Below are 18,571 nucleotides of genomic sequence, written 5' to 3' on the forward strand. Positions count from 1 at the left end.
CCATGGGACCCCTCGCCGACCGCCGGTTCGCCGCGGTGATCTTCGACATGGACGGCACGCTGGTCGACTCCACCGCCGCCGTCCTGCGCTGCTGGGTCCGCTGGGCGCAGGACGAGGGCGTCGACCCGGTGCGCATGGCGCACTCGCACGGCGTCCCGGCCGAGGAGATCGTGGCGCGGCTGCTGCCGCCGGAGCGTCGGGCGGCGGCCCTGCGGCGCATCACCGACCTCGAGCTCGCTGACACCCACGACATCACCGTGCTGCCGGGAGCGGCCGAGGCGTTGCTGGCCGTCCCCCGTGACCGCAGCGCCATCGCCACGTCCTGCACCCGGCCACTGGCTGAGGCACGCATTGCCGCCTCTGGACTGGTGCGGCCCGACGTCGTGGTGACCGTCGACGACGTGGCCGTCGGCAAGCCCGCGCCCGACCCGTTCCTGCGCGCGGCTGAACTGCTCGCGGTGGACCCCCGCTCATGTCTGGTCGTCGAGGACGCTCCCAGCGGGATCACCGCCGCCCAAGCGGCCGGGTGCGCGACGCTAGCCGTGACCACGACGACCCCGGCCGAGCGGCTGGAGGCCGACCTCGTGGTGCCCGGCCTGGCCGACGTGCTGTGGAAAACGGCCGACGGCGGCATCCGGCTGCACGTGAGTTCCGACGGTCCCGCGGATGAGGCCTGCAGTAGCCTGCACTAGCCGCGCCGTGGCGGTGCTGGCCACGGAGACCGCTCGTGGCGCCGCCCGATCGTCGAAGGAGGACCTCGCCGTGGTTGAGCCTGATCCCCAGGCGGGTCCGCCGGTCCCGATGGAGGAGTGGGAGGGCCTGGACGACCTGCGCCCCCGCTGGGCCGCGCTGGCCGTCGTGACCACCTTGGCGGGGTTCTCCGACTCCTGCTGGGCCGATGAGGTCGGGTGGCACCACGAGGACGGCGACGGCAACGCCATCCACCTGATCCTGGCACCGGAGGGCCGCGCGGTCCTCTACGGTCGCGACCACGAGGTGAGTGTGACCACCGCGCGCGGCGAGGAGGTCGACGTGGTCACCCAGGCACCGGACTGGGTGCGGGGGCTGGTGGATCCCTGGCACGGAGAGCTCGACGCGGAACGGCCGGGCTTCGTCTACTGGCTGGACGACGACACCTGGGAGCGGGTCGCCTACCCCGGCGACCCGGACGAACCCGAGCCGGACGGAGCGAGTGCGGTCGGGCGGTTCATGTTCGACGACGACCAGGCGGTCATCGAGGTGCTCGACTGGGCCACCCAGTGGGTCTGGGACGCGGCCGGTGCCGAGTGGGACGGTGACGAACCGGAGCTGGTGGCGGCGGGGCACGCCCTGATCGACGACCTGCGGACTCCGGGCGAGGAACGGCAGGCCGTCGAGACCTTCCTGGCCGTGCTCGCCCCGGGAGGCGTGGTGGCAGACATCGACTCCGCGGCTGACTCGGCAGCCGATTTCGCTCTCTGACCCATCCTCGACGGCGCCGGACCAGCTCACCGGCTCACCGGATCAGTGGCCGGCGATTCCGGCGCCCGACATCTGCGGCTCAGAGGTACTGGCCGGTGTTGGCGACGTTGTCGATGGAGCGCCCCGGCTCCGTGCCGTCCTTGCCGGTGATCAACGTGCGGATGTAGACGATCCGCTCACCCTTCTTGCCGGAGATCCTGGCCCAGTCGTCGGGGTTGGTCGTGTTGGGCAGGTCCTCGTTCTCCTTGAACTCGTCGACGCAGGACGCGAGGAGGTGGTCCACCCGGATGCCCTTGGTGCCGGTGGTCAGGAAGTCCTTGATCGCCATCTTCTTGGCCCGGTCGACGATGTTCTGGATCATCGCGCCGGAGTTGAAGTCCTTGAAGTAGAGGACCTCCTTGTCGCCGTCGGCGTAGGTCACCTCGAGGAAGCGGTTCTCGTCGATCTCGGAGTACATCCGCTCGACCGCGGCCTGGATCATCGCCTCCGCGGTGCGCTGCGCTGACCCGTCGTGCTCGGCCAGGTCGTGCTCGTGCAGCGGCAGCTCGGCCACGAGGTACTTGCTGAAGATGTCGCGCGCGCTCTCGGCATCGGGCCGCTCGATCTTGATCTTCACGTCCAGCCGCCCGGGCCGCAGGATGGCCGGGTCGATCATGTCCTCGCGGTTGGAGGCTCCGATGACGATGACGTTCTCGAGGCGCTCCACGCCGTCGATCTCGGACAGCAGCTGCGGCACGATCGTGGTCTCCACATCGGAGGAGACGCCCGACCCGCGGGTGCGGAACAGCGAGTCCATCTCGTCGAAGAACACCACCACCGGCGCTCCCCCGGAGGCCTTCTCCCGGGCACGCTGGAAGATCAGCCGGATGTGCCGCTCGGTCTCACCGACGTACTTGTTCAGCAGCTCGGGTCCCTTGATGTTCAAGAAGAAGGACTTGCCGAGCGGCCGGCCCTCCTTCTCAGCCACCTTCCGCGCCAGGGACGCCGCGACCGCCTTGGCGATGAGCGTCTTGCCACAGCCGGGCGGACCGTAGAGCAGGACTCCCTTGGGTGGTCGCAGCTGGTGCTCCTCGAACAGGTCGGGGTGCAGGTAGGGCAGCTCGACGGCGTCCCGGATCGCCTCGATCTGGCCGGCCAGGCCGCCGATGTCCTCGTAGGAGATGTCGGGCACCTCCTCGAGGACCAGCTCCGACACCTCGGCCCGGGGGATGCGTTCGTAGACGAAGTTGGACCTCGGGTCGAGCATGAGGGCGTCGCCGATGCGCATGGTCTCGCCGACCAGGCTGTCGGCCAGCCGGCACACCCGCTCCTCGTCGGCGTGCGCCACGACCAGGACCCGGTCCTCGCCGAGGAAGTCCTTGATCATGACGACCTCGCCGACCCGCTCGAAGCCGGAGACGGCGACGACGTTGAGCGACTCGTTGAGCATGACCTCGCGGCCCGGGGTGAGCTCCGACGGCTCGACGTTGGGGCTGACCGCCACGCGCATCTTGCGCCCACCGGTGAGGATGTCGACGGTCGCGTCGTCGTAGGACTCGACGATCAGTCCGTAGGCCGAAGGCGGTTGCGCGAGCCGGTCCACCTCCTCCTTGAGGGTCACGATCTGCTCGCGCGCCTCCTTGAGGGTGCGGACGAGCCTCTCGTTCTGGGCGGAGACGGTGCCCAGCGAGGACTGCAGGTGCAGCACCCGGTTCTCGAGGTCTCGGGTGCGGCCCGGCGACTCGGTGAGGCGATGACGCATCCGCGACACCTCGTCCCGGAGGATCTCCAGCTGTCGGCGAAGCTCCTCGTTCTCCCGGGCCTCGTCGGCGGACGACGCGGACGCGGGCTGCTGGGGCTTGTCAGGCACGTCGGACATGGTCGGAACCTCCTGCCAATCGCCGCATTCGGATCGCTGCTGCGACCCTCACACTTCGACCCTAACCCGACCTGAGCGCTACGTCGCGGAGGTGTCCCCCACGGAACGGCGAATCCGGCGAACCTTCTTGTCCGACACCGGCCGTTCGCCGAGGTCCTCGGGTCCCCAGTCCTCGTCCGGCGCCACGTCGTAGCCGCGTCCGGGCCGCCGCTTGCGCACCGGTGGCGTGACACCGGGAGCCAGCCGCCGGGTCGAGATCAAGAAGCCGGTGTGGCCGTGCATGCGGTGCTGGGGCCGGACCGCCAGGCCCTCGAGGTGCCAGCCGCGGACCATCGACTCCCACGCCTCGGGCTCGGTGTATCCGCCGTGGTCGCGGATCGCCTCGGCGACGCGGGACAGCTGCGTCGCGGTCGCGACGTAGCAGATCAGCACGCCGCCGGGCGCCAGCGCGTCCGCCACCGCCTCGAGACATTCCCAGGGCGCGAGCATGTCGAGCACTGCCCGGTCGATGGTGCCCGCTCCCACCGCGCCGGGGAGGGACTCGACGAGGTCGCCGACGGTGACCTGCCAGGCGGGGTGGTCTGCGCCGAAGAAGGCCCGGGCGTTGCCCCGGGCGATGTCCGCGAAGTCCTCCCGGCGCTCGAACGAGTGCACCGAGCCGTGGTCGCCGACGGCACGCAGCAGGGACATGGACAGCGCGCCGGAACCCACGCCTGCCTCGACCACCCGCGCGCCGGGGAAGACGTCCGCCATCGCCACGATCTGGCCCGCGTCCTTGGGGTAGACCACGGCGGCGCCGCGCGGCATCGACATGACGTAGTCCGAGAGCAACGGCCGCAGCGCGAGGTACTCGATGCCCGCCGTGTTGGTCACCGTCGACCCGTCCGGCGCCCCGATCAGGGCGTCGTGCGCCAGCCGGCCCCGGTGGGTGTGGAACTCCTTGCCGGGGAGCAGCGTGATCGTGTGCAAGCGACCCTTGGGGTCGGTCAGCTGGACCCGCTCGCCCTCGGAGAACGGTCCCCGACGGGCCACCGCCCCGGTGGGTTGCCGACGGTCCTGGCGCTCAGCGTGCTCCGGCTCGTCGGTGGCGTGGCTCATGGCGAGCCAGTCTAGGTGCGGGGGTTCACAGGTCGGACGCGAGGACCACGCCGTCGACACGCCCGCTCGGGGTCCGCACGGCGATGGTGCCGACCCGCAGCTCCTGCATGGCCGCCACCACCGTCGTGATCGGCTGCTCGGGGGACGCGTCCACGACCCAGCCGGGGGGTTGCGCGCGCATCACCGCCAGCACGGGGGTCTCGGCGAGCAGGTGGTCCGGAATCGCGGCGAGCGCGTCGGGGTCGACCAGGCCGGAGGGCAGGCCGTCCCGCCCGGTCACCACGAGCAGCGCGTGCGGTGGGAGCAGGCCGGCCACCGAACGGGCCTGCGCCGCGCTGGCGACGCCGCGCACGCTGCCGGCCGGACGCCATACGGACCCGATGGCGATGCGCTCGAGGACCTGGCGGGAGCGCCCGGCGCGGATGGCCTGGGTCGCCCCGGCCCACAGGAAGGCGCCGATGAAGCCGCCCCAGATGATGGTGAACAGCAACGGCTGTTCGCCGCGCGCCAGCGGCAGGATGATCACCCAGACCAGGACACCGGCAGTCACCGCCCGTCCGCACCAGCCGGCGGCGATCATGCCCTTCTCCCGGCTGCCGGTGATCTTCCAGACCAGGGAGTCGACCAGGAAGCCGCCGTCCAGCGGCAGCCCGGGCAGCAGGTTGAACAGGGCGACGAACCCGTTGGTCCACAGCAGTGCCAGGCCCAGCAGGTGCGGGATGTCGCCGGTCAGCATCGGGGTGATCCACCAGCCGACCAGCGCCAGGATCCCGTTGGCCACCGGGCCGGCGACACTCACCAGGGCGCTGGACCCGGGGGTCGAGTCCGCGGTGTCGTATGCCGTGTGCCCGCCCCACAGGTCGGCCACGATCCGCGACACCTGGTAGCCGCGCCACCGCCCGACCACGGCGTGCGCGGCCTCGTGGAAGAGCACCGAGAAGAGCAGCAGCAGCGCGTAGACGAGCGCGACGGCATACGCCTGCCAGCCCAGCTCGGGACGGGCCCGGGACAAGCTGGGACCGAAGGTGGCCACCACGATCAGCACGATGACCGGCCAGGTGCGTCCGAGGTAGACGGGCACGCCGGCGATGCTGCCGATCCGCAGGCCGTGGGGGGTGAGGTGCGCCTTCGCCTTGACGGTGTTGCCGAGGCCGCCGCCAGCAGGTGGGGGCGGCGGCGCCTGGCTCGTCATGCGGTCGAGCCTATGTCAGGGCCCCCGCCTACAGTGCGGTGCATGGTTGCCGCACTGTCCCCGAGCCGGGCCTCCGACTTCATGCAGTGCCCGCTGCTCTACCGCTTCCGGGTGATCGACAAGTTGCCCGAGCCGCCGAGCTCGGCTGCTGCCCGCGGCACCCTCGTGCACTCCGTGCTGGAGCGTCTGTTCGACCTGCCGGCGACCGGGCGCACGCTCGCCGAGGCGACCGCCCTGCTGCCGGCCCAGTGGGAGGCGATGCTCGAGGTCGAGCCGGAGCTGCGGGAGCTGGTGGGGTCCGAGCCGGAGGCGCTGCGGCAGTGGTTCGAGGACGCGGCGGGACTCGTCGAGCGCTGGTTCACCCTCGAGGACCCCACCAGGCTCGAGCCGGCCGAGCGTGAGCTCTACGTCGAGACGGAGCTGGACGGGCTGACCCTGCGCGGCTACGTCGACCGGCTCGACGTCGCGCCGACGGGCGAGGTCCGGGTGGTCGACTACAAGACGGGCAAGAGCCCGTCCGAGCGGTTCGAGTCCAAGGCGCTGTTCCAGATGAAGTTCTACGCGCTGGTGCTGTGGCGGCTGCGGGGCACGGTGCCCGACATGCTGCAGCTGGTCTACCTCGGCAACTCCGAGATCGTGCGCTACGTCCCCGACGAGCGCGACCTGCTGGCCACCGAACGCAAGCTGAAGGCGTTGTGGGTGGCGATCGCCCGGGCCGCGAGCGAGGGCGACTGGCGGCCGAGCAAGAGCCGGCTGTGCGACTGGTGCAACCACCGGGCGCTGTGCCCGGCGTTCGGCGGCACTCCCCCGCCGCTCCCGGAGCACGCCGCCGACCTGGCGCTCGACCCGAGCCGGTCCGGTGAGGCCTCCCCCGACGACGAATAGCTCAGCCGTGGCCCGGCGGGTGGGCCCGGCGATCGAGAGGAATGGCGATCGAGAGGAATACTGTGCACGTGCAACCGACGAGGTTCGGCCTGGTGGGCACCGGCCACTGGGCCCGCGAGGTGCACGCCCCCGGCTTGGCAGGGCATCCCGACGCTGAGCTGGTAGGCGTGTGGGGTCGCGACCAGGGCAAGGCGACCGAGCTCGCCGCCGCGCACGGCGCCACGTCCTACGCCGACGTGCAGGCACTCATCGACGCGGTCGACGCGGTGGCCTTCGCCGTGCCTCCCGCGGTGCAGGCCGACCTCGCGCTGCGTGCCGCCGCGGCCGGACGGCACCTGCTGCTGGAGAAGCCGGTCGCCACCGATCTGGCCGCCGCGGACCGGCTGCTGGCGGCGGTGGAGGAGGCCGGTGTCAGCACCGTGGTGTTCTTCACCGACCGGTTCGTGCCCGAGCGGGAAGCGTGGTTGCGGGAGCGTCTCGAGGGCGGCGCTCTCGGTGCCCATGCGCAGTGGCTGGCGTCGCTGCGGACGCCGCAGAACCCCTACGCGGAGTCGGTGTGGAGGCAGCAGGAAGGCGCGTTGTGGGACGTCGGTCCCCACGCCCTCTCCGGGCTGCTACCGGTGCTCGGCCCGGTGGCGGACATCGGCGGCGCCCGCGGTTTCGGCGACTTGGTCAGTTTCGTGCTGACCCACGAGGGCGGGGCCACCAGCACCGTCCAGTTGAGCCTCACCATGCCGCCGGAGGCGATCCGCTTCAGTCTGGAGTTCTACGACGACCAGGGCTGGCACGCTCGTCCGGACAGCTCGGTCGAGGTCGTCGTGGCGCAGCAGCGCGCGGTGACCGAGCTGGTCGGGCAGATCCGCGAGGCACGAACCGACCACCGGTGTGGCGTCCGATTCGGCCGCGACGTGGTGGAGCTCCTTCACCGGATCGACCTCGCGCTCGGCGCTCGCTGACTCAGATGGGCCGGGAGTCTCGTGGGTGGGATCGTGTGGACGCGTGGGTGCGCGACCGGCCGCTGGTCCCCGACGTCGCGATGGCCGTGGTCCTGGCGGCTGTGTTGCTGCCCACCTCCGCGCGGGTCGTCCTGGGGGCCACCTGGCCCGTCGGTGGCCGCGTGGCGGTGCTGTTCCTGATGGTGCTGGCCCATGCCGCAGTTGCGTGGCGACGCGTCCGACCCGTGCCGGCCTTCGCGTGGGTGGCCGTCGTCATGCTGGTCCTGGTCGTCGTCCCCGACGTGGACGGCCGGGAAGCGGTGGCCTCGGGCGGACCGCTTCCGGCCATCCTGCTGCCGACCGCCCTGGTCTTTCCCGTCCTTCTGTATGCCGTGGCCGCCCACGCCCACCCGCCGTGGCCCCTGGCGGCGCTGGCACTAAGCCTGGCGGGGGCGCTCGCCACCACGATCCGGCTGTGGTCGCCCGGGCAGTGGGCCACCTCGGGGTCGTTCCAGGGATACGGCCTGCGGCTTTTCATCGCCGGCGCCCTGCTGGCCACAGTGCTCGCCCCGTGGGCCCTCGGTCGCCTCCGCCGGGTGCGCACCGCCTACGTGGCGGCGCTCGAGGAGCGGGCCGCACGTGCCGAGGAGGACCGACGGCGGGAGGCCGCAGTGGCTGCGGCCGACGAGCGCGAGCGGATCGCGCGCGAGATGCACGACGTCGTGGCCCACTCGCTCTCGGTGATCGTCAGCCAGGCCGAGGGAGGCCGCCTCGCGGCGGTCAAGGACCCATCGGCCGCGGCCTCCGTGCTGCAGACCGTCTCCGACACGGGCCGCGAGGCCCTCACCGAGATGCGGGGGCTGCTCGGGCTGCTCCGGCACCGTGACGACGGTGCGAACCGAAGCGGTGGCGGACCACCCGAGCCGCAACCCTCCCTGGCTGCGCTGCCCGAGCTGGTCACGCGGGTGCGCCAGTCCGGCACCCCGGTGACACTGCGGCACGAGGGGACGCCCGGTGAGCTGGGCCGCCAGGGTGAGCTCACGGCATACCGCGTCGTGCAGGAGTCACTGACCAACGTGGTCAAGCATGCGGGCCAGGGCGCGCGGGCGGAGGTCCGGTTCGCTTGGAAACCATACGGATTGGACATCGAGGTGCTCGACGACGGCGACGGGCCCGCGTCGGAGTCGCCGGGAGGTCGCGGCCTGCGCGGGATGCGGGAGCGGCTCGAGCTGCTCGGTGGCAGCCTCGAGACCGGGCGGGCGCTCCCCCGTGGGCACCGGGTTCGTGCCACCATTCCCCTGCCCGATCCGTCCCCGAGCGAGGCCATCCATGACTGAGGCACCGATCCGGGTCGCGCTGGTCGACGACCAGGAGCTCGTCCGCACGGGCATGCGGATGGTCGTCGACAGCCAGGATGACCTGCGGGTCGTGGGTGAGGCTGCCGACGGGCTGCAGGCGCTCGACCTGCTGCGGACGACCCGCGCCGACGTCGTGCTCATGGACGTGCGGATGCCGCGGCTGGACGGCGTCGAAGCGACCCGGCGGGTGCTGCGGGACCTGCCCGACCTGCGCGTCATCGTGCTGACCACCTTCGACCTCGACGAGTACGCGTTCGCTGCGCTGCAAGCCGGTGCCAGCGGGTTCCTGCTCAAGGACACGCCCGCCGAGAGGCTGATCGACGCCATCCGTACCGTGCACGCGGGCGAGGCGGTGATCGCTCCGTCCACCACCCGGCGGCTGATCGACCACGTGGCGAGCCGGCTCCCGACGGCCGGGCAGGAACCCGCGCAGCTTCAGCGGCTGACCGGGCGGGAGCGCGAGATATTGCTCGAGATCGCCACCGGTGCCTCCAACGCGGAGATCGCGGGCCGGCTCTTCTTGTCGGAGGCCACCATCAAGACCCACGTCGGGCGAGTGCTGCAGAAGCTGGGGCTTCGGGACCGGGTGCAGGCCGTGGTCCTCGCCTACGAGTGGGGTCTGGTGCAGCCCGGTCGCTGAAATCCTCGCGCGAGTCATCCTCGCGGCGTATGCCGTCGCGACCCGCGGGCGACGCGCCCGCACTCTCTCCCGAGACACGGTGGTGTCGCCGGCATCCGCACGGGGTGCCGGGAGAGGAAGAAGTGGACATGTCAACACGCACCGAACCGCTGATCGCGGCCACGCGGACCACCGGGCCCGCGGATCCCACTGGGCGGTCGGGGTCGCGCCCTGGCCGACTGGCGCGCTGGGCTCCCGCCGCGGCCGTGGCGTGGTCGCTGACCTACCTGGCCCTCGGGATCGCCTGGCTGGCCGGTGCGCGCGGATATCCATGGCACTCAGGGGGTACCGACACCGTCGCCCTGTCCCTCCTGGACCAGTTCAGTCCGCGCACCGGGGCGTGGCTCACGACTGCGGTGGCCGCCGCCGCCCTCGGCCTGGCGACCGCCTCCGTCGGGTTGAGCCGGCATCCGAGCGCCGGCTCGATGCTGCGCCTGACCGGGGACGCGAGCATCGGGCTCGGGGCCGTGCTCGCCGTGGTGGTGCCGGACTTCCGGCTGCTCGCCGGGCTGGGCTACACCCCGATCCTGGTCGTGGGCTGGATCGTCGGCTTCGCCCGGGACGTGTCGCCGGCAGAGGCCTACTCGTGGCCCTGGATCAACGTGCTCCTGGTCACCCTCGGCGGCCTGTCCCTCGTCGTCGCCGGCGCCGGGTGGCGGCGGGCTGGGGCGCAGGCGGCTCGCGCGGACGGTCGGGCCGTCGACGCGGCGACCGGCTGGCGGGCGCCGGAGCGGGCGGCACGCTGGGGGCGCGTGGCGGTTGCCGTGTCGGTGTTGGTGCCTGTCGGCTATGCCGTGACGCGCTTTGCCTGGTTCGTCGGGATCCCGCTCGGGCTCACGGCCGAGTCCTTCGAACGGGTGCGTCCGATCGCCGGTTTCGGCGCGGGGCTGGGCGCATTCGCGGTGGTGGGAGCGTTGCTCACGCTCGGCCTGCTGCGGCCGTGGGGCGAGGTGTTTCCCCGATGGGTGCCGGGGCTCGGCGGTCGCCCCGTCCCTGTCGGTCTGGCCGTGGTGCCCGCCGCCTTCGTGAGCGTGGCCGTGACGTCGGCCGGGCTGATGTTCGTCCGACTCACCCTCTTCAGCGGCTTGGGTGATGCCTTCCCGGTCGGGATGGCCGACGTCGCCGGCTGGCTGCCCGAGATGTTCTGGCCGGTCTGGGGCGCTGCGCTCGGGCTCTCCACCTATGCCTACTGGCTGCGCCGTCGTGGCGAGGCTCCACCCGTCCCGGCTGAGCCGCCGACGCCCGTGAACGGGCGCTGACGGCGGCTCGGTTCGTGGCCGAGCAGCGTCAAGGCCTGGGTCAGCCGGCGCAGGATCGCGACGAGAGAAGTCACCGTTGCGGTGGGTTTCGGGGCGGGACCGCCGGCTTCCCGCTCGGCCGTTGCCAGAAGCGGCTCCACCCGTTCGGCCACGGGCAGGGTGCCCTCCGGCAGCTCGGGTGGGGGGTAGAGCTGCCGCGCGGCGGAGAGCCGTCGGCACTCCGCCACAAGTTCCCGGCACGTATCGGCCAACGGCGTGCTGGTGGGCCGTTCGGTCGACAGTGCCGCGGCGAGGGCCCGCCCCGCCGCGGCGCACACACCGAGCATGGTGACGCGGTGCCGGATGCCGGTGCGCACTGCGCCGAAGAACCGACCGTAGGTCAGTCCTCTCTCGGTGCGCAGCACCTGGCGCGAGGCCGCGTCCAGCTCGATGGTCAGGGCGAGCAGGTCGCGCCGCGGGTCCTGTGCGGACAAGGCATCGGCCGCGGCCTCCAGCAGGTCGGCCAGGTGCTCGAGGAAGGCCGCTCGGGCGGCGCGCAGGGTGGCACGAGTGCCGGCGGGCAGCACCAAGAAGGAGACGCCGATCCCGATCAGTGCGCCGATCGCCGTCTCTTCCAAGCGGATCAACAGCAACTGGTCGACCAGCGAGTGGAGCATGGTGTAGAGCTGGCCCAGCAGCACGGTGATGAAGAAGATCATCGCCCCGTAGGACACGGCTTGCAGGTAGAAGGCAAGGAAGACGCACGCCAAGGTGGTGACCAGGGCCAGGGTGCTAGTGTCGGCCGTCAGGTTGGCCAGGCCCACCGCGACGACCAGCCCTGCAACGGTCCCGAACACCCTGGCGACTCCCTTGCGCAGGGTCTCACCAGCTGTCGCCGTCCCGGCGAAACCGACGAAGGCGGCGATCACCGCCCAGTAGTAGCGCTGGCTCGAGATGAGCTCACCGGCCAGGATCGCGAGGGCCGCTGCCGTTCCCGCCTGGATGGCCTGCCGCGTCGTCAGCCGTAGGCGGGAGGGCGACCAGCGGCCGGCACCATCGCTGCGCACCGACCGCTCGGCCAGCGACGCGACGCCGGGCAGGTTGCCCCCGGTCAGCCGCACGACCGACTCGAAGTCGCCGTCCTGCGAGTCGTGTGCCTCCTCAGCGTCGGGTCCGAGCCGAAGCGCCCCCGAGTCCCACTGGTCGACGGTGTCGACCAGGAGTCGTCCGGCGCGAGCGATGCGACGGGACACCGGCGTCGCGCCCTCTCTCTCGAGCCGTTGCACCCCGGCCAACGCGGCCTCCGGGTGCGCCCACGCCACTTGGCGCAGCACGTCGCGAACCTCCGTCTGCTGACGTCGCGGCACGCTTCCGGGATCAGCCGCGAGGTCGAGCACGGCCGAGCACAACCGGTCCATCCCGATCTCGAAGTCGACGATCCACCGCCTGAGCCGTCCGGGAGGCACGCCGTCCGGGAGGGCACGCTCGTCGCTCAGCTGGCCGTCCAGGAGCAGGACGGCCTCACCGAGCTGGATGCGATGGGCGCGCAGGGCCCGGCGCGCCCCCCGGTCGCCCGGGTCGTCCAACACGTCCAGGCACGTGGAGACGACCGCCCGCGCGCGGGCCCGCAGTGCGGTGATGGTGCGTCGCAGCCGGGCCTCCGGGTCGTCGTGCAGCACGGTGGCGAGCAGGAGCGCGACCCACACCGTCGCGCAGACGACAGCCACGAGCAGCGACGGCAACGCGGACACGGGCGGGCTCAGGAAGAGCGCGAAGAAGTAGGACTGCCAGAGCAGGAACCCGTAGTGGAACCAGCGTGGCCCGAACCGCCGCACCCACACGGCGGTGAAGACCACGATGACGAACAGGACCAGCCCGAGGACGTGCTGCTGCCCCGCGATCACCGCGAGCGACACGCCGACTGCCGAGGCCACCGGCGACAGCACGGCGGTGCGCAGCACGAGCGCGCCGCGGGTGTCCCGGATGCCGGTCGACATCGGAATCGTCACGATGGCGCCGAGCAGCATCAGCATGAGGGGCTGCGCGCCCAGGGCCCACGCCACGACCCGCTCCACGACCAGGGTCGAGGCGACCACGACCGTGGCCCGGGCCGCCTGTCGGAGCCTGGTGCCTCCGGGGTCGGACGCGACCAGCCGGTCCCGGGCGTCCCGCAGCTCGCCGCGGGCCGACGGGAGCCGGACGGACATCACCCGAAAAGAGCCTGGAGGTCGCCGGGCCGAAGACCCTCGAGCGTCGGCACCTGCACCGCACCGGCCATCTCCGGCACCGGCACAGCGTGGGGCACCGCGAGGGTGCGCACGCCGGCGCTCACGGCGGAGGCCACACCGGGTGGCGAGTCCTCGATGGCCAGGCACTCCGAGAGCGGGACACCGAGCGCCCGGCTGGCGGCGCGGTAGGGCTCGGGGTGCGGTTTACCGTGCTCCACCTCGTCGCCCGTGATGACGTGGGCGAACGTGCCCGCCGGGAGCGTCCCGATGAAGACGTCCGCGAGCCTGCGCCAGGACATCGTCACGAGGACGCATGGCACACCGGCCGCGATGAGTCCGTCCAGCAGCTCACGCGCGCCGGGACGCCACGGAGTGTGCTCCGACACCCGCGCCACCACCCCGTCGAGCAGGTGCTCCACGACCTCCAGCGGCGTCATCGCGATCGACGAGTGGTCGATGATGTACCGCGCCGACACCAGCAGGTCGTTGCCGACCAGGGCCAGGCCGTGCTCGTGCGTCCACACCCCGCCGACGCTCTCGACCAGGGCGCGCTCCTCGGAGATCCAGTAGGGCTCGGTGTCGATGAGCGTGCCGTCCATGTCCCACAGGACGGCTCCCGGCAGAGCTTCGTTCCGTTCTCGCCGCTGGTCGTCGCCGCTCGGGTCCGCAGTCGCGCTCCTCCGCGGCAGAGTCGCTCCGCTCCATTGTCGCCGCTGGTCGTCGCCGCTCGGGTCCGCGGTCGCGCTCCTCCGCGGCAGAGTCGCTCCGCTCCATTGTCGCCGCTGGTCGTCGCCGCTCACGTCGCGTTGAAGTACTTCGCCTCGGGGTGGTGCACGACCAGCGCGTCGGTGGACTGCTCGGGGTGCAGCTGCAGCTCCTCCGAGAGGCTCACGCCGATCCGCTCCGGGTCGAGCAGCGCCACGGAGACCTTGCGGTCCTCGAGGTTGGGGCAGGCGGGGTAGCCGAAGGAGTAGCGCGAGCCGCGGTAGGCCTGCTTCAGGATTCCGCCCAGCTCTTCGTCGTCCTCGGCGCCGTGGCCGAGCTCCTCGCGGATCCGCGCGTGCCACATCTCGGCCAGCGCCTCGGTGAGCTGGACCGACAGGCCGTGCAGCTCGAGGTAGTCGCGGTACTCGTTCGCGGCGAAGATCTTGGCGGTCTCCTCCGCGATGCGCGGGCCCATGGTCACGAGCTGGAAGGCGATCACGTCGGGCCGCCCGTCGGCGTCGTAGCGCTCCTTGCTGCGGAAGAAGTCCGCCAGGCAGAGTCGCTTGTCGCGCCGTTGCCGCGGGAAGGTCAGTCGCGCCCGCTCGCTGCCCTCGCCCCCGCCCTCGTGGTGCAGGATGACGATGTCGTTGCCCTCGCTGTAGCAAGGAAAGTAGCCATAGACCACGGCCGCCTCCAGGAGGCCGTCGGTCTTGATCCGGTCCAGCCACATCCGCAGCCGCGGCCGCCCTTCGCTTTCCACCAGCTCCTCGTATGACGGGCCGTCGCCGCGGCTGCCGCGCAGCCCCCACTGCCCGAGGAAGGTGGCGCGTTCGTCGAGGTAGGCCGCGAAGTCGGCCTGGGCCACCCCCTTGACCACGCGGCTGCCCCAGAACGGCGGGGTCGGGATGTCGTTGTCCGCAGCGATGTCCGAGCGGGTGGTGTCGCGTAGCGCGGCATCGTCGACCTCGGTGTGGACCGGGCGGACCCGTCGCTTGCGCAGCTCGGGCAGCGTGTCGGCGAGGGTGAGGTCGGGGCTGGTGCGAGCCTTGGCGATGGCGTCCATGAGGCGCAACCCCTCGAACGCGTCGCGGGCATAACGCACCTCGCCCTGGTAGATCTCGGCGAGGTCGTTCTCGACGTAGGCACGGGTCAGCGCGGCACCACCCAGCATGATCGGCCACCGCGCGGCGTAGCCGCGGGAGTTGAGCTCCTCGAGGTTCTCCTTCATCACCACGGTGGACTTGACCAGCAGTCCGCTCATCCCGATGGCGTCGACCTGGTGCTCCTCGGCCGCGCGCACGATCTCGTTGATCGGCTGCTTGATGCCGATGTTGACCACGTCATACCCGTTGTTGGACAGGATGATGTCGACGAGGTTCTTGCCGATGTCGTGCACGTCGCCCTTGACGGTGGCCAGCAGGATCCGGGCCTTGGTCTCCCGCGTGCCGTCCTCCGCACCCTCGATGTAGGGCTCGAGGTAGGCGACCGCAGCCTTCATCACCTGGGCGGACTGGAGCACGAACGGCAGCTGCATCTCGCCCCTGCCGAACAGCTCCCCGACGGTCCTCATCCCATCGAGCAGGTTGTCGTTGATGATGTCGAGCGCCTTGTGACCCTTGTCGAGTGCGGTCTGCAGGTCAGCCTCGAGGCCCTGCCCCTCGCCGTCGATGATGCGGCGGGCGAGACGCTCGTCGAGCGGCAGCGCGGCCAGCTCGTCGGCGCGCGAAGCCTTGAGCGAGGCCGAGTCGACGCCCTCGAAGAGCTCGAGGTACCGGGACAGCGGGTCGTAGGTCACGTCGCTCTCCCCCGGTTCTCCCGACCACTGGCGCCGGTCGAAGACCAGGTCCAGGGCGCACTCCCGCTGCTCCTCGGGGATCCGCGCGATCGGGATGATCTTGGCGGCGTGCACGATGGCCGAGTCGAGCCCGGCCTTGACGCATTCGTGCAGGAACACCGAGTTGAGCACCACCCGGGCCGGCGGCGCGAGGCCGAACGAGACGTTCGAGACGCCGAGGGTGGTCTGCACCTCCGGGTAGCGGCGCTTGAGCTCCCGGATCGCCTCGATCGTCTCGATCCCGTCGCGGCGGGTCTCCTCCTGGCCCGTGGCGATCGGGAAGGTCAGGCAGTCCACGATGATGTCCTCGACCCGCATCCCCCAGGTGTTCGTGAGGTCCTCGACCAGGCGGGAGGCGACTGCCACCTTGTGGTCACGAGTGCGGGCCTGACCCTGCTCGTCGATGGTGAGCGCGACCACCGCGGAGCCGTGCTCCTTGACGATCGGCATGACGCGGGCGAAGCGGGAGCCCGGACCGTCGCCGTCCTCGTAGTTGACCGAGTTGACCACGGCCCGGCCGCCGAGCAGCTCCAGCCCGGCCTCGACCACCGGAGGCTCTGTCGAGTCGAGCACCAGCGGCAGCGTGCTCGCGGTGGCGAGCCGCGAGACGAGCTCCTTCATGTCACCGACGCCGTCGCGACCGACGTAGTCGACACAGACGTCGAGCAGGTGCGCGCCGTCACGGGTCTGGTTGCGTGCGATCTCGACGCACTGGTCCCACTGCTGCTCGAGCATCGCCTCCCGGAACGCCTTGGAGCCGTTGGCGTTCGTGCGCTCGCCGATCGACAGGAACGACGCGTCCTGACGGAAGGGGACGTGCTGGTAGAGCGACGCGACACCGTGCTCGGTTCGCGGCCGGCGCGGGGTGAGGGGCTGGCCACCCACCGCCTCGACGACCTGACGAAGATGCTCCGGCGTCGTGCCACAACATCCACCGACGAGCGAGAGGCCGAACTCCTTCGTGAACTGGGTGTGCGCGGCGGCCAGTTCCTCCGGGGTCAGCGGGTAGGCCGCGCCGTCCTTGGTCAGCTGCGGGAGCCCGGCGTTCGGCATACAGGTGATGGGGATCTGGGCGTGGCGCGACAGGTGGCGCAGGTGCTCGCTCATCTCCGTGGGCCCGGTGGCGCAGTTGAGGCCGATGCCGTCGATCCCGAGCGGCTCCAGGGCGGTCAGCGCGGCAGCGATCTCCGAGCCCATGAGCATGGTGCCGGTCGTCTCCACGGTCACCTGGACGAAGACGGGCAGCGTCTCTCCGGCGGCCGTCAGCGCGCGCTTGCTGCCGATCACGGCAGCCTTGGCCTGCAGCAGGTCCTGGCTCGTCTCGATCAGCAGCGCGTCGACCCCACCGTCGATCAGCCCGCGCGCCTGCTCCTGGTAGGCGTCTCGCAGCGTCGCGAACGGCAGGTGCCCGAGGGACGGGAGCTTGGTGCCGGGCCCCATCGAGCCGAGCACGAAGCGCGGCTGTTCCTTCGTCGACCACGCCGCGGCGGCCTCCGCGGCGATGCGGGCACCGGCCTGCGCGAGCTCGTGGATCCGGTCGGAGATGCCGTATTCGCCAAGGTTGGCGAGGTTGGCGCCGAAGGTGTTGGTCTCCACGGCGTCGACCCCGACCTCCAAGTAGGCATCGTGGATGCCCCTGACGACGTCGGGCCGGGTCACGTTGAGGATCTCGTTGCATCCCTCGTGGTCCTGGAAGTCAGCCATCGAGGGGTTGGCGTCCTGGAGCATGGTGCCCATGGCACCGTCCGCGACGACGACGCGTTCGGACAGGATGGTGCGGAAGAGGTCGGAGCGGCTGCTCAATGTCTTGGACCTTGTCTGTTGGGAACGCGGCGAGTCTATCGGCGTGCCGTCCCCAAGCAGCGCGGCATTCCGTAGGCTGGGCGGGTACCCGTCGCATCCGGCGCTCGGGCCCCGTGAGGAGGCACCTGTTGATCGAGCTCGACGACGTGACGGAGCTGCACGACCCGATCATGGTCGCCGCCTTCGAGGGATGGAACGACGCCGGCGAGACGGCGACGTCGGTCATCGAGCACCTGGCCGACGTCTGGGATGCGACCCCGGTCGCCGCGATCGACCCGGAGAACTACTACGACTTCCAGGTGAACCGACCGCGCTCCGTGACCGAATCGGGCCGCAGACGCATCGAGTGGCCCACCACGCGGATCCTGCGGGCCGGCTCGACCCCGCTCGACCGCGACGTCCTGCTCGTGCAGGGGATCGAGCCCTCGACCCGGTGGCGCTCCTTCACCACCGAGCTGTTGGACTTCGCGACGGCGTCCGGTGTGACCATGCTCGTGACGCTCGGTGGTCTGCTCGCCGACGTGCCGCACACGCGCCCGATCCCGGTCACCGCAACCTCGGATGACCCCGACGTGCGTGACCGCTTCGACCTCGACTCCAGCACCTACGAGGGACCCACCGGCATCATCGGCGTCATTGCCGAGGCGGCGGCACAGGCCGAGCTTCCCTCGCTGTCGTGCTGGGCGGCGGTGCCCCACTACGCCGGCGGCGTCCCGTCGCCGAAGGCCACATTGGGCCTGGTCTCCAAACTCGAGGACCTGCTCGACATCGTCATACCGCACGGTGACCTCGACGAGCAGTCCCGGGCGTGGGAGCACGGGGTCGACGAGCTGGCCGAGTCCGACGAGGAAGTCGCGGAGTACGTCCACTCTCTGGAGGAGGCGCAGGACACCGCCGAACTCCCCGAGGCCACCGGTGACGCGATCGCCAAGGAGTTCGAGCGCTACCTTCGCCGCCGCGGTGAGGACGACCAGCCCGGCCGCCAGTGATGCGATCACCAAAAGGCTCGAACCTCACCTGAGCGGAGGCTCGTGGCGCGGACCGGCCTTGGGCGCGGTTGGTTCACCTCAGGCGCTGGCTTGGAGGTGGTTGGTCGGGTGGGTGGGGTAGTCCTGGCCGGCTGGTGAGGTCCGGGTGCAGGTGCCGTCGGGGGTCATGGCGAGGTGCCAGCCGGCTTGGTGTTTGGCGCGGTGGTGGTGTTTGCACAGGCAGTGCAGGTCGGCGACGGTGGAGCTGTCGGCGGGGATGACCCCGATGCCGGGGATGAGGCAGCCGGCGGGGTCGGCCCGCAGCCAGG

At 71.3% G+C, this 18,571-nt stretch carries 14 protein-coding genes and 1 pseudogene; 8 read left to right on the forward strand and 7 right to left on the reverse strand.

Translation table 11 applies throughout. The features are described 5' to 3' along the window. Nucleotides 1-2: 2 nt before the first annotated feature. Both FCN22_RS18295 and FCN22_RS18300 read left to right on the forward strand, forming a co-directional pair. Nucleotides 3-692 carry an HAD-IA family hydrolase gene (locus FCN22_RS18295; protein ID WP_137123003.1) on the forward strand — a complete coding sequence of 230 codons (690 nt, stop codon included), beginning with the start codon at nt 3-5 and terminating at the stop codon, nt 690-692. Nucleotides 693-762: 70 nt separating this feature from the next. Further along, nucleotides 763-1,461, forward strand: coding sequence for a hypothetical protein (locus FCN22_RS18300; protein WP_137123004.1), 699 nt, complete (start codon nt 763-765; stop codon nt 1,459-1,461). 79 nt (nt 1,462-1,540) lie between these two features. On the opposite strand, the gene arc is transcribed toward FCN22_RS18300, so the two are convergent. From arc to FCN22_RS18315, 3 genes are all read right to left on the reverse strand, one after another. Then, complete coding sequence (gene arc / locus FCN22_RS18305; RefSeq protein WP_137123005.1) at nt 1,541-3,319, reverse strand: proteasome ATPase; 1,779 nt, start codon at nt 3,317-3,319, stop codon at nt 1,541-1,543. 78 nt (nt 3,320-3,397) lie between these two features. Next, nucleotides 3,398-4,417 carry a tRNA (adenine-N1)-methyltransferase gene (locus FCN22_RS18310; protein ID WP_137123006.1) on the reverse strand — a complete coding sequence of 340 codons (1,020 nt, stop codon included), beginning with the start codon at nt 4,415-4,417 and terminating at the stop codon, nt 3,398-3,400. A gap of 25 nt (nt 4,418-4,442) precedes the next feature. Beyond that, nucleotides 4,443-5,609 carry a site-2 protease family protein gene (locus tag FCN22_RS18315; protein WP_137123007.1) on the reverse strand — a complete coding sequence of 389 codons (1,167 nt, stop codon included), beginning with the start codon at nt 5,607-5,609 and terminating at the stop codon, nt 4,443-4,445. A gap of 42 nt (nt 5,610-5,651) precedes the next feature. Here FCN22_RS18315 and FCN22_RS18320 point away from each other — a divergent pair, with 42 nt between their 5' ends. The 5 genes from FCN22_RS18320 (at nt 5,652) to FCN22_RS18340 (ending at nt 10,725) form a co-directional block, all read left to right on the forward strand. After that, a complete protein-coding gene (locus tag FCN22_RS18320) occupies nt 5,652-6,494 on the forward strand; it encodes a RecB family exonuclease (protein ID WP_137123008.1) in 843 nt (280 codons plus the stop codon). A gap of 68 nt (nt 6,495-6,562) precedes the next feature. Next, nucleotides 6,563-7,450 carry a Gfo/Idh/MocA family protein gene (locus FCN22_RS18325; protein ID WP_202911669.1) on the forward strand — a complete coding sequence of 296 codons (888 nt, stop codon included), beginning with the start codon at nt 6,563-6,565 and terminating at the stop codon, nt 7,448-7,450. 35 nt (nt 7,451-7,485) lie between these two features. Beyond that, a complete protein-coding gene (locus FCN22_RS18330) occupies nt 7,486-8,766 on the forward strand; it encodes a sensor histidine kinase (RefSeq protein ID WP_137123010.1) in 1,281 nt (426 codons plus the stop codon). Further along, nucleotides 8,759-9,427, forward strand: coding sequence for a response regulator transcription factor (locus tag FCN22_RS18335; protein ID WP_137123011.1), 669 nt, complete (start codon nt 8,759-8,761; stop codon nt 9,425-9,427). The genes FCN22_RS18330 and FCN22_RS18335 overlap by 8 nt, the downstream gene beginning before the upstream one ends. Nucleotides 9,428-9,555: 128 nt before the next feature. After that, nucleotides 9,556-10,725 carry a hypothetical protein gene (locus FCN22_RS18340; protein ID WP_137123012.1) on the forward strand — a complete coding sequence of 390 codons (1,170 nt, stop codon included), beginning with the start codon at nt 9,556-9,558 and terminating at the stop codon, nt 10,723-10,725. On the opposite strand, the gene FCN22_RS18345 is transcribed toward FCN22_RS18340, so the two are convergent. The 3 genes from FCN22_RS18345 to metH all read right to left on the reverse strand — a co-directional run bounded on the left by FCN22_RS18345 (nt 10,653) and on the right by metH (nt 17,274). Continuing rightward, complete coding sequence (locus FCN22_RS18345; RefSeq protein ID WP_137123013.1) at nt 10,653-12,911, reverse strand: FUSC family protein; 2,259 nt, start codon at nt 12,909-12,911, stop codon at nt 10,653-10,655. The genes FCN22_RS18340 and FCN22_RS18345 overlap by 73 nt on opposite strands. Then, on the reverse strand, nt 12,911-13,621 hold the full coding sequence (locus FCN22_RS18350) for an HAD family hydrolase (RefSeq protein WP_338016665.1): 711 nt from the start codon (nt 13,619-13,621) through the stop codon (nt 12,911-12,913). Before FCN22_RS18350 ends, FCN22_RS18345 begins: the two co-directional genes overlap by 1 nt. A 107-nt stretch (nt 13,622-13,728) precedes the next feature. After that, nucleotides 13,729-17,274: a methionine synthase gene (gene metH / locus FCN22_RS18355; RefSeq protein ID WP_202911670.1), complete on the reverse strand. Its 3,546-nt coding sequence runs from the start codon at nt 17,272-17,274 to the stop codon at nt 13,729-13,731. A 128-nt stretch (nt 17,275-17,402) separates the two neighbouring features. On the opposite strand from metH, the gene FCN22_RS18360 reads away from it, so the two are divergent. Beyond that, nucleotides 17,403-18,263, forward strand: a complete 861-nt coding sequence (locus tag FCN22_RS18360) for a PAC2 family protein (RefSeq protein WP_137123016.1) — start codon at nt 17,403-17,405, stop codon at nt 18,261-18,263. Nucleotides 18,264-18,341: 78 nt separating this feature from the next. Here the strand turns inward: FCN22_RS18360 and FCN22_RS21690 are convergent. After that, nucleotides 18,342-18,571 (reverse strand): annotated as a pseudogene (locus FCN22_RS21690) (hypothetical protein); the annotation flags it as partial.

Origin of the sequence: Segeticoccus rhizosphaerae, from assembly GCF_005222685.1 — a bacterium.
Lineage (GTDB): Bacteria > Actinomycetota > Actinomycetes > Actinomycetales > Dermatophilaceae > Segeticoccus > Segeticoccus rhizosphaerae.